Origin of the sequence: Flavobacterium sp. (assembly GCF_040379285.1) — a bacterium.
GTDB lineage: Bacteria > Bacteroidota > Bacteroidia > Flavobacteriales > Flavobacteriaceae > Flavobacterium.
The window spans coordinates 12,627-30,359 of sequence record NZ_JBEILJ010000033.1 but is presented as its reverse complement, the minus strand read 5'-3'; the positions used below and the strand labels follow the sequence as shown (position 1 = coordinate 30,359).

General features: G+C 43.5%; 13 protein-coding genes and 1 riboswitch. Of the genes, 2 read left to right on the top strand and 11 right to left on the bottom strand.

What is annotated here, in order from left to right; all coding sequences use genetic code 11:
• Window positions 1–4: 4 nt before the first annotated feature.
• Genes ABWO12_RS08250 through ABWO12_RS08235 form a run of 4 tightly spaced genes read right to left on the bottom strand, consistent with a single transcriptional unit; the run spans window position 5 to window position 3,913 of the window.
• Entirely contained in the window at window positions 5–1,090 is a 1,086-nt protein-coding gene (locus ABWO12_RS08250; RefSeq protein ID WP_353088315.1) for a chorismate mutase, read from the bottom strand.
• A 5-nt stretch (window positions 1,091–1,095) separates the two neighbouring features.
• Window positions 1,096–1,947, bottom strand: coding sequence for a prephenate dehydrogenase (locus ABWO12_RS08245; protein WP_353088313.1), 852 nt, complete (start codon window positions 1,945–1,947; stop codon window positions 1,096–1,098).
• Entirely contained in the window at window positions 1,944–3,092 is a 1,149-nt protein-coding gene (locus ABWO12_RS08240; RefSeq protein ID WP_353088312.1) for a pyridoxal phosphate-dependent aminotransferase, read from the bottom strand. The genes ABWO12_RS08245 and ABWO12_RS08240 overlap by 4 nt, the downstream gene beginning before the upstream one ends.
• Window positions 3,089–3,913: a prephenate dehydratase gene (locus ABWO12_RS08235; protein WP_353088310.1), complete on the bottom strand. Its 825-nt coding sequence runs from the start codon at window positions 3,911–3,913 to the stop codon at window positions 3,089–3,091. The genes ABWO12_RS08240 and ABWO12_RS08235 overlap by 4 nt, the downstream gene beginning before the upstream one ends.
• 478 nt (window positions 3,914–4,391) lie before the next feature.
• On the opposite strand from ABWO12_RS08235, the gene gldA reads away from it, so the two are divergent.
• Window positions 4,392–5,297 (top strand): gliding motility-associated ABC transporter ATP-binding subunit GldA, encoded by a 906-nt coding sequence (gene gldA / locus ABWO12_RS08230; protein WP_353088309.1) that lies wholly within the window; start codon window positions 4,392–4,394, stop codon window positions 5,295–5,297.
• Here the strand turns inward: gldA and ABWO12_RS08225 are convergent.
• The 6 genes from ABWO12_RS08225 to ABWO12_RS08200 all read right to left on the bottom strand — a co-directional run bounded on the left by ABWO12_RS08225 (window position 5,294) and on the right by ABWO12_RS08200 (window position 13,283).
• The gene (locus tag ABWO12_RS08225) at window positions 5,294–6,040 is read right to left on the bottom strand and encodes a head GIN domain-containing protein (RefSeq protein ID WP_353088307.1); all 747 of its coding nucleotides are present in this window, start codon (window positions 6,038–6,040) and stop codon (window positions 5,294–5,296) included. The two genes, gldA and ABWO12_RS08225, sit on opposite strands and share 4 nt — an antisense overlap.
• Before the next feature lie 2 nt (window positions 6,041–6,042).
• Complete coding sequence (locus ABWO12_RS08220) at window positions 6,043–7,131, bottom strand: acyloxyacyl hydrolase (protein WP_353088306.1); 1,089 nt, start codon at window positions 7,129–7,131, stop codon at window positions 6,043–6,045.
• A gap of 232 nt (window positions 7,132–7,363) precedes the next feature.
• A complete protein-coding gene (gene metF, locus ABWO12_RS08215; RefSeq protein ID WP_353088304.1) occupies window positions 7,364–8,320 on the bottom strand; it encodes a methylenetetrahydrofolate reductase [NAD(P)H] in 957 nt (318 codons plus the stop codon).
• Between the two features lie 249 nt (window positions 8,321–8,569).
• The gene (locus ABWO12_RS08210) at window positions 8,570–11,686 is read right to left on the bottom strand and encodes a vitamin B12 dependent-methionine synthase activation domain-containing protein (RefSeq protein ID WP_353088303.1); all 3,117 of its coding nucleotides are present in this window, start codon (window positions 11,684–11,686) and stop codon (window positions 8,570–8,572) included.
• 194 nt (window positions 11,687–11,880) lie between these two features.
• Window positions 11,881–12,243 carry a four helix bundle protein gene (locus ABWO12_RS08205; RefSeq protein ID WP_353088301.1) on the bottom strand — a complete coding sequence of 121 codons (363 nt, stop codon included), beginning with the start codon at window positions 12,241–12,243 and terminating at the stop codon, window positions 11,881–11,883.
• A gap of 47 nt (window positions 12,244–12,290) precedes the next feature.
• Window positions 12,291–13,283: a homocysteine S-methyltransferase family protein gene (locus ABWO12_RS08200; RefSeq protein ID WP_353088300.1), complete on the bottom strand. Its 993-nt coding sequence runs from the start codon at window positions 13,281–13,283 to the stop codon at window positions 12,291–12,293.
• A 49-nt stretch (window positions 13,284–13,332) separates the two neighbouring features.
• Window positions 13,333–13,441, bottom strand: a riboswitch (SAM riboswitch).
• Between the two features lie 275 nt (window positions 13,442–13,716).
• On the opposite strand from ABWO12_RS08200, the gene metK reads away from it, so the two are divergent.
• Window positions 13,717–14,967, top strand: coding sequence for a methionine adenosyltransferase (gene metK / locus ABWO12_RS08195; protein WP_353088298.1), 1,251 nt, complete (start codon window positions 13,717–13,719; stop codon window positions 14,965–14,967).
• Window positions 14,968–15,019: 52 nt separating this feature from the next.
• Here the strand turns inward: metK and ABWO12_RS08190 are convergent, their stop codons facing one another.
• A complete protein-coding gene (locus ABWO12_RS08190) occupies window positions 15,020–17,725 on the bottom strand; it encodes a carboxypeptidase-like regulatory domain-containing protein (protein ID WP_353088296.1) in 2,706 nt (901 codons plus the stop codon).
• Between the last annotated feature and the right edge of the window lie 8 nt (window positions 17,726–17,733).

Sequence of the window (17,733 nt, the reverse complement as noted above, 5' to 3'; positions counted from 1 at the left end):
GAAATTATTCTGATTTAAACACTTTTTCTTGATGCGCTATACTTTCTTGGTGAATGGCCTTAAAGAACTGAACGATAAACTCTTCGCTCAAGCCTCGCTGCGACCCCTCTTTGACCATACGTTCCAAGATTTCATTCCAACGTTTATTTTGTAAAACAGCCACATTTTTTGCCTTTTTCAAGGCCCCGATATCTTCAGCAACTTTCATTCGTTGCCCAATGACATCCAACAACTTAGCGTCATAATCGTCGATTTTGACCCGAAGCTTCGTTAGTTGTTGTAAATAGTCGCTATCCGCATCATCCTCTTTACGAATGACCAAATCAAAAACAATCTGCTTCAACCGCTCGGGGGTCACTTGCTGCGCCGCATCACTCCACGCATTATCAGGATCGCAATGGGTTTCAATAATCATCCCATCGTAATTGAAATCCAAGGCCTGTTGGGTCACTTGAAAAATCATATCGCGCTTGCCCGTGATATGTGATGGGTCGATAATCATGGGAATATCAGGAAACTTATTCTGAAAATCGATCGCTATTTGCCATTCGGGGTTGTTGCGGTATTTGGTTTTTTCATAGGTTGAAAATCCGCGGTGAATCACGCCTAATTTCTTGATTCCCGCATGGTATAAGCGCTCTACCCCACCAATCCACAAGGCTAAATCGGGATTGACAGGGTTTTTGACCAATACTATCTTCTCTGTATTTTGAAGTGCATCCGCAATTTCTTGTACCGCAAAGGGGTTTACCGTTGTGCGTGCTCCAATCCACAACACATCAATATCGTGTGCTAAGGCTAATTTCACATGCGCTGCCGTAGCCACTTCTACCGCCATCAACAACCCGGTTTCGGCTTTGGCTTTTTGCAACCATTTTAATCCGATTTCGCCCACGCCTTCAAATCCGCCTGGACGGGTTCGGGGTTTCCAAATGCCCGCGCGATAAATCGATACTTTGGAGTCTTTTAATTCACGGGCAATTTGTAATACTTGATTTTCCGTTTCGGCACTACAAGGGCCCGCAATCACCAACGGGTGGGGCAAGTGAAAATCATCCAACCAAGTGCGCATTTCTTTTTTATTTTCCATAGGGCTTATTTTTTGATTCCGTTTAATATTTCTTTGATACGATTCGTATGCTGCATTTCTTGATATAGAGCGTCATACTGTTCGGTTTCTAATAATTCCCGAAATCGGGACAAATTTCGGATATATTCTTCTAAAGTGGCTAAAACATTTGCTTTGTTTTGGTTAAAAATAGGCGTCCACATATCGGGGGAACTCTTCGCTAAGCGTACCGTACTTTCAAAACCGCTCCCGGCCATATCAAAAATATCGCGCTCGTCTCGCTCTTTTTCGATGACGGTTTTACCCAACATAAACGAACTGATATGCGACAAATGGGAAACGTAAGCAATATGCCTATCGTGGGCATTGGGATCCATGTACCGAATACGCATCCCTAATTTCCTAAACAACGCCATCGCGCGGACTTGCAACCCAAAGGCCGTTTTTTCTACTTCGCAAATAATATTTGTCTTGCCTTCAAATAACCCTTTTAAAGCAGCCTTTGGCCCCGAAAATTCCGTCCCTGCAATGGGATGCGTCGCTAAAAAATTACGGCGGTTGGGATGGTGTTGCACGGCTTCACACAAGGGTTGTTTGGTCGAACCTACATCTAAGACTAAGGTGTTTTCATTAACCAAATCCAAGACTTGGGGTACAACGCTAAGCGCTTTGTCCACTGGCACCGAAACAATCACCATATCCATTTGGGGAATTTCTTCCCACTGTCCTTCTCGATTCACAAGCCCAAGTTCGATTGCTTGTTGTACATGACCCGCATAGGCATCCAATCCAACGATTTCCGCCTGATCCCAAATGAAACGGATATCTCGGGCGAGCGAACCTCCTATCAAACCTATACCGATAACTGCTACTTTCATGGTGTAAATCGTTGAATTACTTCCTTAATTTTTTCTTCAGTGACACAAAGTGAAAACCGAATGTATCCTTTTCCATTGCTGCCAAAAATGATGCCTGGAGTGATAAATACATGGTAGTGGTACAACCATTCATCAATCAAACTTTCGGCGTCACTCCCCTCAGGCAACTTCGCCCAAACAAAGAGTCCGACCCCTTTTGTATCATAAGTACACCCCAACAAATCGGCCAGTTGCCAAATCAGTTCCCGACGCTTGCTGTAAACGTTAAACTTTTCTTCAAACCAATCGGCACCCAGTGCCAAAGCAGCCACAGCCCCTTTTTGAATTCCTAAAAACATCCCGCTGTCCATATTGCTTTTGACTTTTAACACGGCATCGAGAAATTCGGGTTTCCCAACCGCCATGCCAACCCGCCAACCCGCCATATTGAAGGTTTTACTGAGTGAGTTGAGTTCGATAGCCACCTCAACCGCCCCTTCACAATTGAAAACTGAAATCGGGTTGTGGTGCAACACAAAACTGTACGGATTGTCATTGACCAAAAGCAGTTGTTGTTTGCGAGCGAAATCGACCCATTGCTGCAACAGCGCCAAACTTCCCGGCGAACCCGTAGGCATGTGCGGGTAGCCGATGAAAATCATTTTTACCTTAGACAAATCCAATGCTTCCAAAGCGGCAAAGTCGGGCAACCAATCTTGTTCCGGTTGTAAATCGTAATAGATTGCCTGAGCCTGCACCAATTCCGTTACCGAGGCATAGGTAGGATAACCCGGATTGGGCAACAACACTTGGTCCCCTGGATTGAGAAACGCCATAGCGATGTGCAAAATCCCCTCTTTGGAACCCATTAACGGCAAAAAATCAACAGGGGCATCGGGTGCCATTTTAAATTGATTTTCGTAAAACCGACGCATGCCAGCGCGGAGTTCGGGAATTCCTTGATAACTCTGGTATTCGTGTGCTTTGGGTAAAGCGAGAGCCTCAACTAACGCTTGCTGCACAGAAGGGTGCGGCGGCAAGTCGGGACTCCCAATGCCCATATTTACCACAGGATGTCCTTGAGCGATGAGGGCTTGGACTTCTTTCAATTTTCGCGAGAAATAATATTCCTGCACGGATTGTAAGCGATTGGCTGGGGTAATCATGCTAATGTATTTTGGTAAATTCCTAATAATTTGAATGAGGAAGCCATCAAGGTGAGCAAAGCAGCTGCCTTTTCAAAATCGGCATAGTCTTCAAACGTTACATCCACAAAAAATGCATAGGTAAACGGCGACTCGATTTTGGGTAGCGATTGAATTTTGGTGAGGTTCAAACGGCAATCGCTCATCACGTTGAGCACGGCGGCTAAACTCCCGCGTTGATGGTGGAGTTCAAACTTGACAGACGCTTTATTAATATTACTCGTAGGCGTATTGGGTCGTCGCGACACGATGGCAAACCGCGTGAGGTTATTGTTCACGGTTTGAATTTGTGGTGCGATGATTTCGAGTGCGAATAATTTAGCAGCTACGACACTCCCAATGGCAGCCACACCTAGTAATTGCTGCGCTTGAATGCGGCGTGCGGTTTCGGCAGTATCTTTATCTTCAACGAGTTTGAGATGGGAATGTTGTTTTAAAAACTCCATGCATTGGAGCAAGGCCATGGGATGGGAATGGACTTCTTGTAGGGAAGCCAACGACTGCCCGGGCAATGCCATCAAATTTTGTTGGATTTCCAAATACTGTTCTCCAACAATATGAAAATCGTTGCGGTCAATCAGGGCGTAATTGGGCAATAATGCTCCGGCAATCGAATTTTCCAAGGCCATGACGGCTTGGGTGGCGTGACCATGCAGTAAACTATCGGCGACGGCTTCAAATGACAGGCATTCTAACAACTCAAATGAATCTTGAAAATATGCAAGAGCGACTTGATGGTGGAACGAACCTTGAATTCCTTGGATGGCAATTTGTGGTTTCATGGGCAAAAAAAAATCCCGATGGAAATCGGGATTGGTTTATAGTACTTTACTTTTTATTTTTTGATGTAACACCATACCACTCCCTGTTCCTTCATGAAGAAGAAATAAAAGAAATAATTAAAATACGTATGGAATGTGCTTGACATAAATGATTTTCTATTGTGCTAATGTAAAAAAAAAATGTTGCCAACCCTTCGCTAAGCCAAAAAAAATTTACGAAAACGATTGAAACAGTTTTGAACCTTTAATCAAGTATCCCTTGCAGATAAATTAAATCCTACTAGATACTTTCTATTCGCAGCACGCGTTAAGGATGGAGGCCTTGCGAAGCTCGCCTGAGGTAACGAAGGCAGCGACGGCCGACAGCCTGACCTTGTGGGGTGAAAAACAAGCGACTTATCGTTGTTTTTCACCCCACGAGGGAACGCCCAAAAAATTGAATGAGAATCTGTACCTTTGTGTGAAATAAATTACCATCATGTCTATAGAAGTGCAAGCGGTTTCGAAATATTACGGTGCGCAAAAAGCCTTGGATTCCGTATCGTTTTCTGTCCAAAAAGGAGAAATTGTGGGATTCTTGGGTCCGAACGGCGCCGGAAAATCAACCTTAATGAAAATCCTAACCACCTATTTAAACGCCGACGAAGGTTCGGCCGCCATCAACGGACATGATGTGGTGGGGCAAGCGAAGGCGGTGCAACGAGTCGTAGGGTATTTGCCCGAACATAATCCGCTGTATTTGGAATTGTATGTTCGCGAATATTTGTCGTTTAATGCCGATGTGTATCGCATCTCGAAAGCGCGTATCGAGGAAGTGATTACGTTAACCGGTTTGACTCCCGAAGCGCATAAAAAAATCGGTCAACTCTCTAAAGGCTATCGGCAACGTGTGGGATTGGCCACGGCTTTACTGCATGACCCTGAAGTGTTGATTTTGGATGAACCCACGACTGGACTTGATCCGAATCAGTTGGTAGAGATTCGCAATGTGATTCGTCAGGTGGGAAAAAATAAAACTGTGTTTTTATCCACCCACATCATGCAGGAGGTGGAAGCCTTGTGCGATCGGGTTATCATCATCAATCAAGGAAAAATCGTAACCGACAAAAAGTTGGATAAACTGGTCAACGAAGTCACCGTTCAAGTGCTGGAAGTAGAGTTTGATCAAGACATAGAAGCGAACGTTTTGGAAACCCTCGTGGGACTAACCCAAGTACGAAAAACCAAAGATCGCGTTTGGGAACTTACCTTTCAAACTGAGGAAGATCCTCGGGTACAATTATTTGATTTTGCCACGGCACAGGGGGTTCGTGCGTTACAAATCGTAACAAAAAGTAAGAATCTAGAGCAGATCTTTCGCGAGAAAACAACGTCTAAACGTTAAGGATACAGCAGTTGCCCTTGGTAGGTGGTCTCTACCGCTACTAGAGGAGGCACATGGGTCAAACGTACATTTCCTGTGCTTACAATTTTACCCGAAACTTTTTGAAGCGGATGCACAAAAAGGTCGTTAGACCCACGGTGGAAAATGGCCACTTCGTCAGCAACCAGTTGGGATGCTTCGACGCGACTATCGCCAGCCCAAATCAGGTAATGTGCATGCTGCGTTTGACCGCTAAGATGAAAGCGCGCCACATTGTTGGATTGTACAACGACTTGACTATTTTGAACTTCCATAAAAAAATCGCCCGTACCCGCACCATCCACACCATCGCCATTTTCATCTAATGCAAATAATCGTAGCATAGGATAGGTTAAAACGCCATTTGAGCGAATATCTTGTTCTGTTTTGGAGTAAATTTCTTCTACATTGGGCGCGGTAATTTTTAAGATTGCCGTGCCGTATTCACGGGTCCAATTGCATTGTGTTGCATCACGTAATATCAGGCGGTTCCCGTCTTGGGCGACTTGCACGTTGTTGATGAGATTCTCCCCGGCTTCGATAAAAACCTTGTATTCGGGTCCTTGGGTGATTTCGACGCCGATGCCGCGGTTGACTTCGATGCGTGTAAACGGACTTACGGGAACTTCCCGCAGGATACGCTGCCCTTCAGCCTCGATACAATCCATGGGACGTTCGCAGCGAATAAACAACAATACCAAACAGCAATAGAACAACGGTTTCATACTTATAATCGAATCCCTATGCCCCACTCGATGGCTTCGGCGAGGAACAGGTGGGTTTTTAAACTTAATGAGGAATATACCTTCGGTGTCCAATAGTATTTGAGTCCGATACGGTCGTAAATGGGAATATCATTTTGCAAACGATCGTATACATAGTAGCCCAGTTGTGCTTCAAACGAAAGGCGGTTGATGTACCATTCGTAACCCGCAAACAACCCTACTCTTCGGTAATCGGTATTGGGGTCAATTTGATCTTCGGGAAAGGCTGCTGACTTGTAGCGGATGAAATCTTTGACACTTTGGGTAAGAAACACATCGACACCCAATTGGAGTCCCGACTTACGATTCAAACGCTTATCGACAAAGGCGCCCAAATGTAAAAAAGGGTATTGGCCACTATTGATAACCGAACTTTCATTAACGCCCGAGCGTACAACCACGTTGTAATGCAATTTTTGACGGTAGTTGATTGTATCTTTTGCCAGCGTGTCGATTCCTTTCTCGGTTGACTTCGGAGAACTGTATGTGAGTCCAAGGTTGAGTCCATATGAATTGATGCCGCTGTTGGGGGACTTGGTACGTCCGTTGGAGTAGTGGGTAAAAAGAAAACCCGTTTGCATCGTCCAAGGAGAGCGAAACAGAGGAATTTGGTAGTGCAATCCTAAGTTGATATTGGCCAACAAAGGACTCCCAAACGCTTTATTTTTGCTATTGGTAACCTTATCATAAGGCTGATTCATATAGGCCACCCCAGCCGCCGTGGTGAGTCGCAATTGACGGTTTAGAAAAAAAAACTGAAACTGCCCGCCGACGGCCCAACTGTGTCCGAGAAAACGATTGTTGAAATCCTGATACAAAAGATATACCCCGTAATTGGGATTATCGTAGGTACGGTGCCACTCTTTACCACCGTGGGTTTGCCAATTATAGGCTAGCAGAACCCCTTCGGGATGCCCTTGTAAATGGTACAAGTCGGGCGTATGCGGCAGAACATTGCCGCGAAACAAACTTAAATCCCATTGCGGCGTAACCCCTGGCGTCTGCGCCCATAGGAGTTGTAGTCCACACAAAAACAAAAAAATACTGCGCATCGCAATGGGTTAGGTGAAGCAAATATAAAGGAAATTGGGAATTATAAATTAGGAATTATGAGTTATGAATTATGAATTATAAGCCCCCCAACCCCCAAAGGGGGAGTTATACCTAATAAAAAACTCACCATCAGACTTACGACTTACGACTTTCCGACTTACGACTCAAAAAAAAAAACCTGCCCCACCAAAGTGCAACAGGTTTCCGAATATAAAGGTTAGTTAATAACAATTAAAACACCTCTTGAGCAATCGCCTTAATATTGTCGGCTTTCCCCATCGAATAGTAGTGCAACACGGGAACGCCCGCCGCCAAAAGTTCTTTACTTTGTTGAATGCACCATTCAATCCCAATTTGCTTCACCGCATCGTTGTCTTTGGCACGTACCACCTCCATAATCAAACTGTCGGGCAATTCCAGACTAAAGCGGTGCGGAATCAAGTTCAACTGCTTCTTTGTCGCGATTGGTTTGAGTCCGGGAATAATCGGCACCTCAATACCTGCTTTCCGACATTTATCGACAAAATCAAAAAACTTTTGGTTGTCAAAAAACATTTGCGTGATGATATAATCGGCGCCATTCTTAATTTTTTGCTTCAAAAAATGGATGTCTGAGTCCAAACTCGGCGCTTCCATGTGCTTTTCAGGATAGCCCGCCACACCGATACAGAAATTGGTTTTGGCCGTGTTTTTCAAGTCTTCGTCCAAATAAATCCCGCGGTTCAAGTTGCTGATTTGCTCCACCAGTTCCGAGGCATAATTGTTCCCATCTTTCTCAGGTTTGAAATAGGTTTCCGTTTTCAAGGCATCCCCCCGCAGCGCCACCACATTGTCAATCCCGAGGAAATCCAAGTCGATCAACAAATTCTCGGTATCTTCTTTGGAAAAGCCCCCACACAAGACATGCGGAATCGCATCCACGTTGTATTTCCCTTGAATCGCGGCACAAATACCTACTGTGCCCGGGCGCTTTTTCACGATTTTCTTTTGCAACAAACCATTCTCCAACTCCTTAAATTCGTATTCCTCACGGTGATACGTCACGTCAATAAAAGGCGGTTGAAATTCCATCAACGGATCAATCCCGTCAAAAATCGACTGGATATTCTGCCCTTTCAACGGCGGTAAAATCTCAAAAGAAAACAACGGCTTTCCTTTAGCATTTTCGATATGTTGGGTTACCTTCATTTATTTTAAATTATAAATTTTGAATTTTAAATGGGTTTATTCTAAACTACTTGTTTCAAGTTTTTATTTTTTGGGCGCGTCCCCGTTGAGGAACAGCCTGCTTTTATTTCGTAGGGAGCAACGGGGTCGGGTTATCCGCGGTGCACGGCACCTTGCTTCTACCCCTCGCGCACTCCCTGCACTAAACAATTTTAATCTAAAGTCTAAACTCCCCCTTTGGGGGCTGGCGGGGGCTCGGGGGCTGGGGGGCTAATCCGCCACATTCGGCGCCAGCCATTTGTGCGCCACCTCCACCGTAACGCCACGACGTTGCGCATAATCCTCGACCTGATCGGCTTTAATTTTCCCCAATCCGAAATACTTGCTTTCTGGATGGGCAAAATAGTAGCCCGATACCGAGGCTGCCGGCCACATCGCCATACTTTCGGTCAAGGTTACTCCAATGCGTTCTTCTACTTGCAAAAGTTTCCAAATCGTCGGTTTTTCCAAATGGTCGGGACAAGCGGGATAGCCCGGTGCGGGTCGGATGCCCTTATAATCTTCGGCAATCAAGGCTGGGTTATCCAACTGCTCATCGCTGGCATAGCCCCAAATTTCTTTTCGTACCTTCAAGTGGAGATATTCAGCAAATGCCTCCGCCAATCGGTCGCCCAAGGCTTTGACCATAATCGCCTGGTAATCGTCCAAATCCTGTTCAAACACGGCTGCTTTTTCATCAACCCCAAAACCCGTCGTCACACAAAAACACCCGATGTAATCTTGCACGCCCGTTTCTTTGGGTGCGATAAAGTCGGCCAACGCGATATTCGGAGCTCCTACATTTTTCTTTGACTGCTGACGCAGGGTGAGGAAAGTTGTCGGTTGCAGGTTGTCGGTTGTTGGTAGCACTTCAATATCATCATCGTTAACGGTATTTGCTGGAAAAATACCAACCAATCCTTTGGCGGTAAACCAGTTTTCATTAACGATTTGCGCCAACATTTTTTGGGCATCGTCAAACAACTGTTGCGCTTGTTCGCCCACAACATCATCCTTCAATATCGCAGGATATTTCCCAAACAACTGCCACGAATGGAAGAACGGCGTCCAGTCGATAAACGGCACCAATTCTGCTAAAGTCACCTTCACTTCTTGTACCCCAACAAAATTGGGCTGTGCCGGTTGGTATTGGGACCAATCCAAACGCAATTTATTGGCACGGGCTTCACTGAGACGCAAGAATTCCTTTTCGCGACTGCGGTTCAAATACCCTTCGCGCAATTGATCGTATTCCTCCCGAATTTGTTCGGCATAGGTTGCTTTATTTTCGGGCTGCAACAAATTACTCGCTACCGTTACGGCACGCGAGGCATCGTTGACATGCACCACACTTCCAGTGTATTCGGGGGCAATCTTCACCGCAGTATGTGCGCGCGAAGTCGTTGCGCCTCCAATCATAATCGGGATGGAAATATTCAAGCGTTCCATCTCTTTGGCGAGATACACCATTTCGTCCAAAGACGGCGTAATCAAACCGCTCAATCCAATGATGTCTACATTTTCAGCGACAGCGGTTTGTATAATTTTCTCAGGCGGTACCATCACCCCCAAGTCGATAATTTCAAAGTTATTACAGGCCAACACCACCGATACGATGTTTTTTCCAATATCGTGTACGTCGCCTTTTACAGTAGCCATGAGCACCTTTCCAGCCCCCGCCGCTCCCGAAGGGGGAGCTTTCAAAACTGCTAAAATTTTAGTCAGTACTTTTTCAGTTTCATGGATAACTTCATCATTCGTGAATCGTAGTACCTGATAGCCTTCACTTCGTAACCAATCTGTACGCTCTGCATCGCTCTCTAGGTTTTCAGGCAATTGATGAATCAACCCATCAACTTCAATAATCAGATTTTCACGCAAACAAATAAAATCTGCGATATACTGTCCAATAATATGTTGACGTCGAAACTTGTATCCCTCTAACTTTTTACTAGTCAACTCATTCCATAGAACTTCCTCAGCTTGGGTTGGATTAAACCGCATTTCTTTGGCATAATTCTTTAACAAACCATACATCCCTGGATTTGCAGTCTCCCAATATTGAACGGGTTTAACTCCCCCTTTGGGGGCTGGAGGGCGCTTGCTGGCTTCAATAAATGGCAACAAATAGGCCACAGCTTTTTTCATGACCCGAGCCGATTTCACCACTTGCGGCAAGAACATTTTTCCTGAACCAAACAAATCGCCAACTACATTCATTCCGTTCATCAAGTGTTGTTCGATAACTTGAATGGGTTTATCAACCAATTGACGAGCTTCTTCCACATCCTGTTCAATAAATTCGTCCAATCCTTTCACTAGGGAATGCGTAAGGCGTTCTTGTACCGAACCGTTGCGCCATTCTTGAACAACCTTATCGGTAGTTTTAATATCCGATTTTAAGTTTTCGGCATAGTCCAATAAGCGTTCGGTCGCATCATCACGGCGATCGAGCAAGACATCTTCTACATAGGTGAGTAAATCCTGGTCAATTTCGTCATAAATCTCCAGCATTTCCGGATTCACAATCCCCATCGTCATACCGTGTTGGATGGCATGGTATAGAAATGCCGAGTGCATGGCTTCACGCACTTTGTCATTCCCCCGGAACGAAAACGACACGTTACTCACCCCGCCCGAAACATGGGCATAGGGTAAATTTTCACGAATCCATTTTGTCGCTAAAAAGAAATCCAACGCATTGCGGCGGTGTTCCTCCATACCGGTAGCGACAGGAAAAATATTGGGATCAAAAATGATATCAGTAGCAGGAAAACCAACTTGATTCACCAAGATATCGTAACTACGTTGGCAAATTTCAATTCGGCGCTCGTAGGTATCTGCTTGACCCACCTCATCAAAAGCCATGACAATCAAGGCAGCACCGTAGCGCTTAATCAACTTGGCATGATGGATAAAAGCCGCTTCCCCTTCTTTCAAAGAAATCGAGTTCACAACGCCTTTTCCTTGAATGACTTTGAGTCCGGCTTCAATGATTTCCCACTTCGAACTGTCGATCATCACGGGTACACGAGCAATATCGGGTTCGGCGGCAATCAAATTCAGGAATTTGGTCATGGCTTCAACCCCATCAAGCATTCCTTCATCCATGTTGACGTCGATGATTTGCGCACCGCCTTCCACTTGGGCGCGGGCAATATCTACGGCCGCTTCGTAATTCCCTTCTTTAATCAAACGCAAAAACTTGCGGGAACCTGTCACATTGGTCCGTTCCCCTACGTTAACAAAGTTGGTTTCTGGAGTGATAATTAGTGGTTCTAGACCGGATAGCCGTAAGTATTGGGTTGTCGGTTGTCGGTTGTCGGTTGTCGGTATCTCCTTACTCATGATATTTTTGGGAAATAATTAATGAAGTCGTAAAGCAATCGCTCGCAAACTTGAATATTGTTTGGTTGTCAGTTGTCGGTTGTCGGTATCTCCTTACTCATGATATTTTTGGGAAATAATTAATGAAGTCGTTAAGCAATCGCTCGCAAACTTGAATATTGTTTGGTTGTCGGTTGTTGGCAATACAACTTTACTCATAATAGTTTTTTATAATAATTAATAAAGCCGTTTAGCAAACGCTTGCAAATTTGAATATGATTTAAAACCGTTTGAAATTGTTCTTCAGAGATGTATTGCTGATCTAGAGCAACATAACACTGCGCTTCAACTTCATACAACGAACCTCTTGAGATATGCAAAAAATTGATTGTATCCTTTGCAGATTGTCTGCCACAGCCCTCAGCAATATTTGAAGTTACAGATACTACAGCTCGTCTGATTTGATTGACTAATCCAAACTGTTCCTCTTTTGGAAATGTTTTCGTTAATCCATAAATCTGATTTGTTAGTTTTCTGCTTTCTTGCCAAACTTCCAAATCTGTATAATCTTTACTCATAAACTTAATTTGCTTTTTTTCAAACGTGAACCGACAACCGACAACCATCAACCGACAACTATTTGGGTTCTCGGCTTAAATTCGGCAGCTACAGTAGCAAGCGCACGAATATGCTCGGGGGTAGTCCCGCAACAGCCGCCGATGATGTTCACTAAATTTTCATTCAAATACTCGCGAATTAAGGCTTGCATTTCTTTGGGTGTTTGATCGTATTGACCAAAAGCATTGGGCAAACCAGCATTAGGATGCGCCGAAATATTGAGCTGGGTATGTTGCCCCAAACGTTTTAAATACGGTTTCAACTGATCGGCACCCAGTGCGCAATTGAAGCCTACACTCAACAAGGGTATATGCGCAATTGAAATCAGAAACGCTTCCACCGTTTGCCCGGATAGGGTTCGCCCAGAAGCATCGGTAATCGTTCCAGAAACCATAACGGGAATATCGGATTGGCGTTCTTCTTTTACTTCTTCGATAGCAAATAAGGCGGCTTTCGCGTTCAGCGTATCAAATATCGTTTCGACCAAAAGTAAGTCGGCTCCCCCATCGATAAGCGCTTCCACTTGTTGGCGGTAAGCAATACGCAAATCGTCAAAAGTTACGGCGCGATAGCCTGGATCGTTGACATCCGGACTCATACTGGCGGTACGGTTGGTCGGTCCGATTGAACCGGCTACAAAACGGGGTTTGTCGGTAAACTCATCGGCGACTTCACGGGCAATTTTGGCGGATTGGTAGTTGAGTTCGTACACCAAATCTTCCATGTGGTAATCGGCCATCCCAATCGTGGTTCCCGAAAAGGTATTGGTTTCCACAATATCGGCACCCGCTTCAAAATAAGCACGATGCACGGCTTTCACCGCTTCAGGTTGGGTAATCGATAACAGGTCATTATTCCCCTTTAAAGGATGGGGAAAATCTTTAAAGCGATCGCCACGAAAGTCAGCTTCTTCAAACTGATTGCGTTGCAACATAGTCCCCATGGCGCCATCGAGCACAAGGATTCGCTGTTTTAAGATTTCATAAATGGATGTTTGCATACTGATAACAGGTCTTTTGGGGCGTTATCAGGAAAGAGAGGATTCTCCTAAGTTATCTTTTTCTGAAATTCATCAGAATAGAATGTAGCACCTTCCTCGAGTTTGAGGGGTTGCTAAGCGTTCGTAGGGTCTATTCCCTCCCGCTTTCGTGATAACGCCATTATTTTTAAGAACAATGCAAATGTAAGACAAGAAAAACCTCATTTCAAAATAATTGTTTGAAAAAAAGCGCAAACGTTTGCGAAAAATTTAAAGTTATATTTGGATTTATTGGAATTGATTTTCATAAATTTGCAACCGAAAAATAGAAGAGGAGAAATTTGTTCTGATTGCAACCTCGTAAAAAAATGCTAAAGCAGTAATTCTTCTTTAGTTGTTGCACCACCCTTTTTTCCCTCTTATCATTTAAAACAAAAATTTTAAAGGTTTAATTATGGCTTATTTATTTACTTCTGAGTCGGTAAGTGAAGGACACCCAGACAAAGTGGCGGATCAGATTTCTGACGCGTTAATTGACAACTTTTTGGCATTTGATGCTGATTCCAAAGTAGCTTGTGAAACGTTGGTTACCACAGGACAAGTAATTTTGGCGGGTGAGGTGAAGTCCAACACCTATTTGGATGTGCAGCAAATTGCACGTGATGTGATCAAGAAAATTGGGTACACCAAAAGCGAATACATGTTTGAAGCCAATTCATGTGGGGTTTTATCTGCTATTCACGAACAATCGGCAGACATTAACCAAGGAGTAGACCGAGCCACCAAAGAAGAGCAAGGTGCGGGTGACCAAGGAATGATGTTTGGCTATGCTACCAATGAAACCAACAATTACATGCCGTTGGCGTTGGATTTGTCGCATGCCTTATTGATTGAATTGGCGAATTTACGTCGCGAAAACAATGAAATCACCTATTTACGTCCAGATGCTAAGTCGCAAGTAACGTTAGAATATTCAGACGATAACAAACCGCAACGTATTGACGCGATTGTGATTTCGACGCAACACGACGACTTTGATCAAGAAGAAGCGATGTTGGCAAAAATCAAGAAAGATATGATCGAAATCTTGATTCCACGTGTGAAAGCGAAATATCCGCAATACGCCCACTTATTTAACGACGATATCACGTATCACATCAACCCTACTGGAAAATTCGTAATCGGTGGACCACACGGAGATACTGGATTAACGGGACGTAAAATCATCGTGGATACCTATGGCGGAAAAGGCGCTCATGGTGGTGGTGCTTTCTCAGGAAAAGACCCAAGTAAAGTAGACCGTTCAGCAGCATATGCTACGCGTCATATTGCGAAAAACTTGGTAGCCGCTGGTTTGTGTGACGAAGTTTTGGTACAAGTGTCGTATGCAATTGGGGTGGCCAAGCCTACTTCAATTAATGTAAACACCTATGGCACTGCTAAAGTTGACCTAAAAGATGGAAATATTAGCAAAATTGTGGAAACGATTTTCGACATGCGTCCATATTACATTGAACAACGTTTGAAATTACGTAATCCGATTTACAGTGAAACAGCGGCTTATGGTCACATGGGACGTACCCCAGAAGTAGTAACCAAGACCTTCAAATCACCAGACGGGCAAACCAAAACCGTAGAAGTTGAATTGTTTACTTGGGAAAAATTAGATCACGTAGAAAAAGTAAAAGCGGCTTTTAACTTATAGTCATTTACTTAGAGCATAAAAAAACCTGACTTTCGCGAGTCAGGTTTTTTGTTTATAAATTGTAGCGCAACGTCAACATAACGTATCGGGGTTGCACAAAAAACTGGGAGTCTGTGATTCGGAACTGGTCAAACGAGTTGTCGTTCAAAGCCTTTGTATTTAATAAGTTGGTTCCTGAAATACGGTATTCCCATTTGCTTCCTTTTTTCTGATAGCTGAAACTCGCCGAAAGAAAATCGTATTCGTTATCGACGCTTTTGTCACTATTGTAATAATGGTAAAACTCATATTCAGACACAAACGAAAATCCGTCTAAGAAGAAATATTCTAAGCGTGCGAAGGGTTTGTCGGTAAAGAATTTGGTTATCCCGCGTGGGTTTTCAAACTCACTGATTGAATATGTATACCCCAACTCTAAGTTAGGTACATTTTTAAAATTGGTAGATATACGAACGGTATGGTTTTGATTGATGCTTCGCGACAAGGCGCTTTCACCTCCTAAAAAGTTATAGAATTTAGACCAATTGACATTGGTAGACAACGAAGCTTTGTAATATTTTAAAAATGAACGTCCGTATTGGCCAAAACCGTTGAGTGTCTCATCCACAAAATTGGTATTGTTGAAGGGCGAAGAAATTTGGTTTACCCCAACAAACTCCGTCTGCGATTTGATCGCATCCATCCGTCGGGTGTAGGAAACGGACGCATTGATGTTTTCAAAATTAAACATATTGTACTTGAAATAACGAAGGGAGTGCGTTTGGGCGATAGCATTTTCCAACCGTCGATTTCCACTTGACAAACTGGCAAAATTGTTAATGATAAACCCTTGAGCCAACCGTGTTACATCGGCAAAATCATTGGTTATGGCAAAATTATAGGTCAAGGTTTCCGATTTCTTGATTTGATACATCGCATAGAAATCAGGTAAAACGCGGGTAAAACTTTGTTTAAAACTTGACCCTAACTGCACGTTATTCAAATGATAGTAATGGACACTGACCCCCGGATTGAAAGTGAATTTTTTGTATAAAATTTTGTAATGAACGCCTAAAAACACATCATTAAAATCATAGGAAACATCGTTGTTATTTTCAGGAGCCGTCAAATTGTTTTGAGTACCGTTGTCCAAAAGCTGAAAAATCGAGGAATTAAATCGCTGTTTGGAGTAGGTATTCCCTAAGGTAAGATTCAAATTGGCTTTGGGTGTCACCATGTAATAATAATCCAATTTAGCATCGACTTTGTGTGTTTTAATCAAGCGCGATTGATTGTAATCATTGCGATTTTGCGTGATATATCCATTCAACTGAAAAGGTTGCAACGCTAGATTGGCATTATAAAAAGGATCTTCGTTTTGGTACAAATGTTGGGCTTCAAACGCAATCACATGTTTTTCAGAAGGCGTATGGTAAAGGGCTAAATTTTGATTGACTGAAATCGGCTGTTGATCTTTGTTGGTCAAGATTGTTTCGTCAAAAACACTACTTCCTGAAATAATGTTTCGGAACAAATTTCCATTTTCCAATTGGTCTGATTTTTTGACAAGAATGTCATAATCCAACTGTAAGGTGGTACTCGGTTTATAACTCGCACTTCCTTTCATCAATCCGAAACGGCTGTTTTGACGTGTTCGGTCAATGGTATTGGCAATAGTATTGTTGGCAAAATTGGTGGTTACGGTTTGCGTTTCCAATTCGGTTTTGGAACCGGAATAAATTCCAAACCCACTCAACGTCCATGACTTCGATGGATTATAAGAAAAATTAACAGCACCAAATTGCGTGTCGATATTCTTCGCACGATTGTTTCGCAATAAGGAAAGTCCCAAATCGTTGGAGCTCACATTGAAATTGCTCCCGCCTTTGGACATCATATTGCGAAAACCCCCAGTAATTTTAAAATAATCTTGAATCGTGAGCGGTAATTCTCCAATATTATTGATGTTGGTAATGACGTTAATGCTGTATTTGGGATTGTAATAAAACAACTTCGGATTGACATTGTAGCGGTCAAACTGGGCTTCCGGTTGATAACCACCCGCCGCAGTCACATCCCCAAACCAGAAGTTCTTTTTCCCTTCTTTGAGTTTGATATTCATCGCAATATTATCTTGGTTGTTTTCAACACCTTTGAGGATCGAATTTTCATTGTAATTGCGGAGCACTTGAATCTTATCAATGGCATCGGCGGGAATGTTTTTGACCCCCAACTTAGTATCGCCGTCAAAGAAATCTTTCCCTTCGACCATCAATTTGGAAACTTTTTTCCCTTCAACTTCAACTTCTCCATCGGCATTGACCTCCACGCCGGGGAGTTTTTTCAACACATCTTCCAACTTACGCTCGGTCCCGTTTTTAAACGAATCGGCGTTATACATGATGGTATCGCCTTTGATCGAAACGGGCATTTCTTTGATAATCTCGACGCCATCCAACTGAATCCCTCCAGGCTCCATAGCAATATTTTGCGTAAGGTTCTCCGATTTGGTTTGTAAGGTAATTTCCTTATTTTGCATCCCGATATAACTCAACTTCAATACATAAGTAGCATTGGCTTTGAGGGTTAGCGCAAACTTTCCTTTATCATTGGTTATGGCATACGAATCGACTCCTTTGGTCTCTTGATTTACGGCCATAATGTTGGCCATTTCCAGAGGTGTTTTACCTGATTCGGTCACGGTTCCCTCCACACGAATACTCTGAGCCACTGTGAATAACGAACTCAACAGTGCCAAAAAAAAGCTAATTTTTTTCATGAAAAAAT

Coding starts and splice junctions, on each gene's coding strand:
- ABWO12_RS08205 (WP_353088301.1), bottom strand. CDS start 12,243: ATGAGTAAAGATTATACAGATTTGGAAGTTTGGCAAGAAAGCAGAAAA.
- ABWO12_RS08245 (WP_353088313.1), bottom strand. CDS start 1,947: ATGAAAGTAGCAGTTATCGGTATAGGTTTGATAGGAGGTTCGCTCGCC.
- ABWO12_RS08250 (WP_353088315.1), bottom strand. CDS start 1,090: ATGGAAAATAAAAAAGAAATGCGCACTTGGTTGGATGATTTTCACTTG.
- metK (WP_353088298.1), top strand. CDS start 13,717: ATGGCTTATTTATTTACTTCTGAGTCGGTAAGTGAAGGACACCCAGAC.
- ABWO12_RS08190 (WP_353088296.1), bottom strand. CDS start 17,725: ATGAAAAAAATTAGCTTTTTTTTGGCACTGTTGAGTTCGTTATTCACA.
- ABWO12_RS08240 (WP_353088312.1), bottom strand. CDS start 3,092: ATGATTACCCCAGCCAATCGCTTACAATCCGTGCAGGAATATTATTTC.
- ABWO12_RS08225 (WP_353088307.1), bottom strand. CDS start 6,040: ATGAAACCGTTGTTCTATTGCTGTTTGGTATTGTTGTTTATTCGCTGC.
- gldA (WP_353088309.1), top strand. CDS start 4,392: ATGTCTATAGAAGTGCAAGCGGTTTCGAAATATTACGGTGCGCAAAAA.
- ABWO12_RS08235 (WP_353088310.1), bottom strand. CDS start 3,913: ATGAAACCACAAATTGCCATCCAAGGAATTCAAGGTTCGTTCCACCAT.
- ABWO12_RS08200 (WP_353088300.1), bottom strand. CDS start 13,283: ATGCAAACATCCATTTATGAAATCTTAAAACAGCGAATCCTTGTGCTC.
- ABWO12_RS08210 (WP_353088303.1), bottom strand. CDS start 11,686: ATGAGTAAGGAGATACCGACAACCGACAACCGACAACCGACAACCCAA.
- ABWO12_RS08220 (WP_353088306.1), bottom strand. CDS start 7,131: ATGCGCAGTATTTTTTTGTTTTTGTGTGGACTACAACTCCTATGGGCG.
- metF (WP_353088304.1), bottom strand. CDS start 8,320: ATGAAGGTAACCCAACATATCGAAAATGCTAAAGGAAAGCCGTTGTTT.